This is a genomic window from Trichothermofontia sp. (assembly GCF_053493415.1).
The window spans coordinates 1-7,674 of the sequence record NZ_JBRCAD010000045.1 but is presented as its reverse complement, the minus strand read 5'-3'; the positions used below and the strand labels follow the sequence as shown (position 1 = coordinate 7,674).

Sequence of the window (7,674 nt, the reverse complement as noted above, 5' to 3'; positions counted from 1 at the left end):
GGGGGGGTATAGGTTGCCAGGAGGTGTTGGTTCTCACGCGCAATCACTTGCTGAAACGATTGGATAACCTGATGCCGTACCCGTGAATTCTCCCGAGGTGCATCTTCAAAATAGGGAGCCAGAAATACCGAGGTCGCCAAGGCCCCAAAGGCAGCATCGGCACTGGATAATAGAGCCGGATCAAGCTGGGCAAATTGCTCACACAAGGCTTTGTGGCGTTGCCATCGCGCCGACACCTCAGTCCACCGCCCCATTCCCTGCAAAGCTTTCATACACAGATGGTTGGCAAACAGCTTATTAAGTAGGGTTGGGGCCAACTCGTCATAGCGTTTGGCTAAAGCTAGCCCCCGTTGGTTTTGCTGGGTCATAAACTGGACATACACCGAGGCTAGGCTACGCAAGACATCGGTTTGTTCTGGAACAATATCTAAGTAGCGCTCTGCTAGCGCAACGGCCATATCGGGTCGCCCTTTGACATTGGCCAACTGGGAGACCATGCTATTCATGAATAGCCCGTATGCCTGTGGTTGGGCAACACAGCGCAAACAAGCGGTTGTCAAGGCCAATAGGGCTTCACTGTGGGGATCGTACTCAATAACTGCTTTGAGTAGTTCTGGTAGATTGTCGGTGCCATACCGTTGCAAGACTTCTGGGGTGAGATCTTCGATGATTTTTAGCTCGTAGAGAGTCTGGCTGGAAAACATTTTTCCCCGCACTGCATAATCCAGTATCCACAGCCGATTCGCACAATCATCTGGAACTAACTGGTATGCCTGTTGTCGGAGGCGAACGGCGGCTAGCCACTGTTCCTGTTTTTTTTGAGCCTCTGCCTCCTGAATTAATAAGTTCACTAAGGCGTCCGTCCGTTGGGCACGATCGCTCGCGTCGGCTGCTTGGCTCAGGGCTGTTTCCAGGGTTGCCTTTGCCTTTTCCACTTGTCCCTGCAATACCTGGGCAATTGCCAAATATCCCTGGAGGACAACATATTGGGGATGTTCAACGATCGCGGTTTCACAGTGCACCGCCATCCGCCCGTATTCTCCTTCCGCTAGCCAGCCCGTGATTGGCTTGAGGAGTTGTTTCAATTGAGCGTCGGTTTCCAGAACCGCCCAATTAAGCTTCGTCGCTGCTCGCTTTGACTTGCGGCCCGACTTCTTGTCACCGGTTTTTGGGCTGCTACTCACTGGGGTTCCGCTGCCAAAACCACTTGTCGGCATTGCCGGAGGGGCAGCCGGCAGGGTCTCCTGTCGGGCAAGCCACTGGCTAAAGAGGGTTTGTAACGTTTGCCCCACTTTTTGCCCAAATTGAACTGTATTCAGGAAATTAGGCCAATCGGCCATCTTTTCCCGTAGTTGTTGGTGTTGCTGGCGGCGTCGTGCTGGATCGCTGGCCAGCAAGCGTGCCCGATCAAAGTATTCTGGAAGGGAATGGGTAACCCAATCATCCAACTGAAGGTCCCGCAATAGGCTGGCCGTATAGGTTTGTCGGAGGGTCTCACCCGCAAGGGTAACAATCGGTAGACTCACTTCCAAGGCATCAATAACCGCCTCTGGACTAGTGGCGGGGAAAGTATCCAGGTAGAGGTCTGCTAAGCGGAGGTAAGCCTTGACATTCTCGCGGGTGGCCATTTGCTCCAGGAAGACAAACCGATGGGCCTCCACTTGGTGCTTCGCCAAAATCTCACGCACCAACTGCACAAATTCGGCGGTGGGGTAGGTGAGTGCCAGGTCGGCAGTGGGGTGAATATACAGTATCAGCATGGCATTGGGCACCTGCGCTAACAGCGCTGCCCATGTGTGGAGGACTTCCGGAATCAGCTTGTTGAGACTGGCCCCCGAAATCAAGATCACGGTATTATCATCAGCTTGCCAGTCATGACGATTGGGGTAAACGGTCGTCAGATTGGTCTTCAAAAGGTGCATTCCCCAACAACTCGTGCCAGTGCCAGGAATGACCGCCAGGGTTTCGCTGTAGTGGGCTGGACTAGCGGCTGTCGCATCATAACTACCCAGAAGATAGTAGTCGATGTGGCGTACACCACTGCTAACGGGGGAAGTGCCAGAGGTTACCTGGAGTCGTGCTAGTCGATAGTGGCACAAGCGGGTTGCCAATGTCGTTGTGCTGGTTACGTCGGTACCCACCCAGAGAATGTCCAGATCATCCTGGCGAATGCAGTCAACGGCTTCAGAGATGTTTTCTGGTAAGAGCGCCCAGCGATCGCAGCGTGTACGACAGTACTGAAGCGCCGAAGAATCCCCAGGCGAGAAGCTATAGAGAGTGATATGGAATTGTTTATGATTCAGAAAGTCAAAAATGGGTAGATTAATCAGCGTTTCGGGGTTGGGCAGGAAGGTACTCACCAGTACACCCAATTTCAGCCATTGCCGTTGGGAGCGAGGCGGTAGGGGGTAGTCTAGGGTGTCAGCTTCGGTTTTGAGGGTAACTTCGAGTAATTGCGATCGTAGTTGATAGAGTTCCTTCAGGTTGAGGGTGCTGGTGTAGCAAGGTAGGAAGTTGGCGGTGGCAAAGCGTTGGGCCACATCTTGCCAAACGGGGGCATCGGGATTTTGTCTCACCTGGGCGGCCAGATTGCGTCCCAAGCTCAGTAGGAAGTTAGCATAGCGATCGGCATCCCCCACTTCGCGAAAAAAGGCGATCGGTTCGAGCAAATAATCTACTAAATCCGGCAACAGCCAGCCTGGAATCGGAAAGCCTTTCAGAAAGTTGATCGAGGACTGGTAGGCGAAACCATAGGGAGTCAGGGCCAGGAGAATTTGCAACGATCGGGTTTCCTGAAGGCGCTGCTCTAATTGCTGGACATACCCCTGTTCCGCTTCCGACAGGGGTAAATATCGCAGGTTGGTCGATCGCAGGGATAACAAGGCTTGACGAAATTCAGTCTCATAGGCAACCCGCAATTGTGCCTCGGGTACCGCTAACCATCGTTCCACCAACTGTTGACGCTGCTGGCTAAGGGGTACGGCGGTAGCGATGGCTGGCAGTACAGGCGAATCAGGTTGAGACATGCTGTTCCCGGAAATTGTCAAGCGTGACCTCTCCTATTCTGCCACGTCAGTTGCCGTTGCCGAGTGGGTTGTGAGCCATTGCTCGAACAACGATTCCAACAGATTACCAACCCGTTGACTAAACCGACGGCTATCCAAAAAACTAGGGTTATTGGCCATGCGATCTTGAATTAACTGTCGTTCTTGCTCCCGTAGCTTAGGATCATTTGCCAATAACTGAGCACGTTCTAAATAGGCGTCGATCGATTTGACAATGCAATGATCTAATTGGCAAGCCCGTAACATCCCTGCTGACAAGTCTTCGCGCAATGTTTCCCCTGTCAGGGAGACAATGGGTAGATTTGCCTCTAGCGCATCCACAATGGTTGTTGCACCAGTATAGGGAAATGAGTCAAGATAGACATCTGCAAGACGTAACCATACCTTCACATCTTCACGATTAGAAAGGGATTCAAGAAGTAAGACTCGCTCTTCAGTTACCTCATAGTGTTTGAGAATACGTTTCAATCTCACCTGAAATTCATCTTTAGGATAGTCAAGAGTCCAATTCCGATTAAAGGGATAAAGCACCAGAATGGCATTAGGAACTTGACTGAGTAGCATTGCCCAAATATGCAAGAGTTCGGGCACCAATTTAAAGAAATTGGCACCCGAAATAAAGACTGGAATTTCTGACGTTACTCCCCAGGCTTGTCGTGTAGCTTGTGTGACTGTTGGGGTAATCGGAACGGCATTATAGCTGAAGCAGAATGTTGGTCCTTCCACTAAGGCAACTGTCTCACTATAGTGCTCCTGAGGGTTGCCAGTCGTCGCGTTCAACGTTCCCAAAATATGGTAATCAACATTGCGAATGCCGGTTGTAACGGGTGAGGTCCCGGAAGCGACTTGTACCCGTGCTAGCCGACAATGGGCCAGCAGGGCAACGGGATGGGCAATCGCAGTGACATTAGTGCCAATCCAAAGGATATCTAAGTCATCAGAACGTATTTTTTCTAGGGCTTGATTCGTATCATTAGCGGGCAACACGATAAATTCATCAGCTCGACCGCGACAATAAACCTCTAAAGGATGTCCTGTACTCTTCAAGCTATAGAGAATGACTTCAAAGCGGGTAACGTCAAGGAATTCAAAAACAGGTAGGGTAACATAGGTCTCTGGGCTGGGGAGGAAATGATTATTGAGAATTCCCAATCGAATACGATCGCGACTGGGACGTGGTGGAAAATTATAGTTGACAACCGTTTCCGCAGCTTGGAGGAAAGCTTCGATCAATTCCGAGCGTTTGACATATAATTCCTTGAGATTTGCACGAGTGAAATAACACGGTACAAAACTGCTCATTTCCGTAAACCGCTTGGCTACAGTCTGCCACATTGGATTGCGGGGATCGGACGCAAGTTGCGTACACCACTGTCGCAAGAATATTAATTTCAAGCCAGTATAGCGATCGGCCTCACCCACTTCCGTGAAAAAGCTAATCCTTTCCAGCAAGTATTCTAAAAGGACGTTGAATAACCAGGTGGGAATTGGTACACGCCCCCAGGCACCCACGGGTAGTTGATGGGCAAACCGATAAGGAATGAGGGCCAAGAACGCTTGTAGGGCCTGGGACGGATCACTGAGTTTCTGCTCTAGGGTATGGACGAAGGTCTGTTCTGACGCTTCTAAAGGCAAGTAACGCAGGGTTGTGTTACGCAGGGCTGTTAACTGTTGACTGAGGGGAGGCTTGAATGCCGCTTCCAACTGAGATGCGGGTAGCGACAGCCAGATTTCGGCCAGTTGCCGCCGCTGCGATCGTAGCTCGCCAAAACTTAAGAGGACGGGTTCCAAAGCGGCTTGGCCAGAAGACTTCACGACCTCCAATTTTGCCCGTACATGAATAACCTCATCCGATGTTTTGGGTTCATGCACGAGACTTATAATACGGAATTCACCTTGAAAACCATAGGTTTTACAGAGTTGCAAATAGGCAGGAAATTCCTGGGCATAATATTGGAAAGAGTTAATATTCCAGAAACTAATGTGGGTGGGATCTTGGAAGGCCCCTCGTCCATCGGTAGAGGGTACCCGAATATCGACCCAAGCGCCGGGTTTACAGATTCGCCAGATCTCATTCATGGTGTGAATGCGATCGGGTAAGTGTTCAATGATATCGTGAGCACGGAGATAATCGACAGTGTTATCAGGGAACGGAAACGTTTGCGAGAGATCGGCCACAATGTCAACACCCGCTGCGGCACTCAGATCAACGCCAATAAATCCCTCTGGTTTATGGATGCCACAGCCCAGATCAACACAGATGGGTTCTGTTGCTGGTTTTTGGAGGGCATAAAACTGTGCCCAGGTGTTGTTGGCGGCGGCTGAAACGGGTGTGGCAGTCGGATCGGACATTTCTCGCGGCTCGGCTCCCTCTGAGGTCGATGAGGTCAATAAGGTGGATGGCGATGTCGCAGCCTGTTCTAAGGGGGATGGCTGGCTACCTTGGACAACCCGCTCAAGTAACTGCAAGTGTTGGGGGAGCCAATCGGCCAGACGATATTTCTCTAGGACTGTTTGTCGAGCCTTGGCCCGGATTGCTTGCATCTCACTTGGGTGAGCTAGCACATCACACAGACGATCGATAAGCTGCTGGGTGTCGAAAAAGTCTACGAGGAAGCCATTTTGAGCATCCTGGATCACTTCCTGGACAGGGGCTGTCTGTGAACCAATGACCAAACAACCAGTAGACAGGGCTTCTAGCAGCGATCGCGAAGGAATAAAGGGGCGCGTGAGGTGTACATGCACAGATGATGCTTGCAACACCTGGCGATATTGGTTATAGGGTAATATCCCAGTGAAATGTACCCTGGACAAATCTAGGGACAGTTTCTCGATCAAGTCTTCCGGATAGCTTTTGCCATTGGCTAGGGGATTGCCGTAATAGACTTGTGGGGAACCCACGATGACCACATGGCACTGGGGCCGCTGCTCTAGTAGTTTCGGCAGCGCTGCCATAAATTGGGGAAAGCCACGATAGGGTTCTAACCCGCGTGCCACATAGGTGACTAGCTCATTAACCGAGGCAAGATCCAGATTGGGTAACCCCAGCTTTGCCGTTGGATCAGGCTGGAAATACTCCGTGTCCACCCCATGCGGTAGGACAGAAATTTTCGTCTGATATTCACGGGGGAAGCGCGATCGTTGCCAGTGGGTAGGCGTCACTCCCCAGTCACAATTTTGGAGATCGAGGAGGATCGATGCATTCCTAATGCGGGTATGCAGTTGATCATCAACATCTGGAGGATCATGGGGATCAAAGCTCAACTCTGAGTTAACGGCGTGGTAATACCATTCGCAGGTACACAGTACTTTTGCGTCGGGGAAAATATCTTTGATAAAAAGGTTTACGCCTGATCCCGCTTCGCCATAGACGAGATCAGGCACAAAGCCCTGTTGCTGAAGTTGATCTGCCATCCGATACACGGCTTGCCCTTGCAGAACCGCCGCCTCTAGCCCCTGAACATAGTGATGCGTTTGTGGTGAGGGGGGCCGGGAGGGCGCAAAAAGCACGGTCTGCACACCAGGAATCTCCCCACCAGGGCGGTTTGGCTGAGTACCCAGCCAGACTTGATGGTCAGGGTTCGCCGCCAGTGCTTGGGCTAGGTGACGAAACTGGGCAGGGAAATTAGGATGAAGAAACAGAATACGCATCAAAAGTCAAGAGTTTTGCAGAACAAATTAAAATCCCAGAATTCCATAGGAAATCTTAATGCAACAATCAAGAAATTCTATCATGTCTGGCTTCTAGATCATGTTAATCTTTTGGCGAGCCTGAGGGATGACTTACTATTCTAAACTAAAAAATCTAAAAATAAAATCTCAATACAAATTCGTAATTGCAAGAAGCTTGTACTATTTTATATTAAGATTGCAACTCGAATGGCTGATGATATCTGAAATTGATCAGCCTAAATCAGGCTGCTAATTGATTCTGTTTTTAATCCGAGAACCCATTTTTTGGTATGGCATCGTTTTTAGAGGGAGTTTATAAGGTAAATTACAAGTGTCGAATTAAGGAATTTGCAAGTCAATGTCTAAAAATGTCATCACTGAATCTTCTTTGTCTCATGATCAACGTCGCGCTGCCTTTGCGGCTCAGTATCCTCAAGAATTCAAGCAAGCTCAGGAGTTGAGAAATACCAAAACACCCAATGGTTTTTCGTACAAACCTTTTGATGACCATCGTTGTATTTTCTTTCATATTCCTAAGGCAGCCGGAATATCTGTTGCTAAGTCTCTGTTTGGCAGTTTGGGAGGGGGACATGTAACTGCCCAACGTGTTGTAATCATTTTTTCTCAGCACGAATTTGAGAGTTATTTTAAATTTACATTTGTACGCAATCCCTGGGATCGTTTACTATCCGCCTATAACTATATAAAAGCAGGTGGTTTGTTGAATGTTGATAGAAAATGGGCTGTTGAAAATATTGTCCCTTATAAAACCTTTGAGAGCTTTGTCTTAAAGGGATTAACCAGAAGTGTTGAATCCAGATATAAAACTTTACACTTGAGGGTGCGAGAGTCATACAAGCGTTTCTGGAAGCAAATCGTAGCTCCAATGGACGAGCGAACAGCGACGGCTGAGTTCTAGTTGCAAATAGCGAAACTT

The 7,674-nt window shown here is 49.5% G+C and carries 3 protein-coding genes; 1 reads left to right on the top strand and 2 read right to left on the bottom strand.

The window, feature by feature from the left end:
* Together ACWIUF_RS04270 and ACWIUF_RS04265 are read right to left on the bottom strand one after the other, a co-directional pair.
* The coding region (locus ACWIUF_RS04270) for an O-linked N-acetylglucosamine transferase family protein (protein WP_448570998.1) at positions 1 to 3,026 on the bottom strand (3,026 nt) is incomplete at its 3' end.
* A gap of 33 nt (positions 3,027 to 3,059) precedes the next feature.
* The gene (locus ACWIUF_RS04265) at positions 3,060 to 6,716 is read right to left on the bottom strand and encodes an O-linked N-acetylglucosamine transferase family protein (protein WP_448570996.1); all 3,657 of its coding nucleotides are present in this window, start codon (positions 6,714 to 6,716) and stop codon (positions 3,060 to 3,062) included.
* A 379-nt stretch (positions 6,717 to 7,095) separates the two neighbouring features.
* Between ACWIUF_RS04265 and ACWIUF_RS04260 the strand changes: the two genes are divergently transcribed.
* Positions 7,096 to 7,656 carry a sulfotransferase family 2 domain-containing protein gene (locus tag ACWIUF_RS04260; protein ID WP_448570995.1) on the top strand — a complete coding sequence of 187 codons (561 nt, stop codon included), beginning with the start codon at positions 7,096 to 7,098 and terminating at the stop codon, positions 7,654 to 7,656.
* Positions 7,657 to 7,674: the final 18 nt, after the last annotated feature.

Coding starts and splice junctions, on each gene's coding strand:
- ACWIUF_RS04260 (WP_448570995.1), top strand. CDS start 7,096: ATGTCTAAAAATGTCATCACTGAATCTTCTTTGTCTCATGATCAACGT.
- ACWIUF_RS04265 (WP_448570996.1), bottom strand. CDS start 6,716: ATGCGTATTCTGTTTCTTCATCCTAATTTCCCTGCCCAGTTTCGTCAC.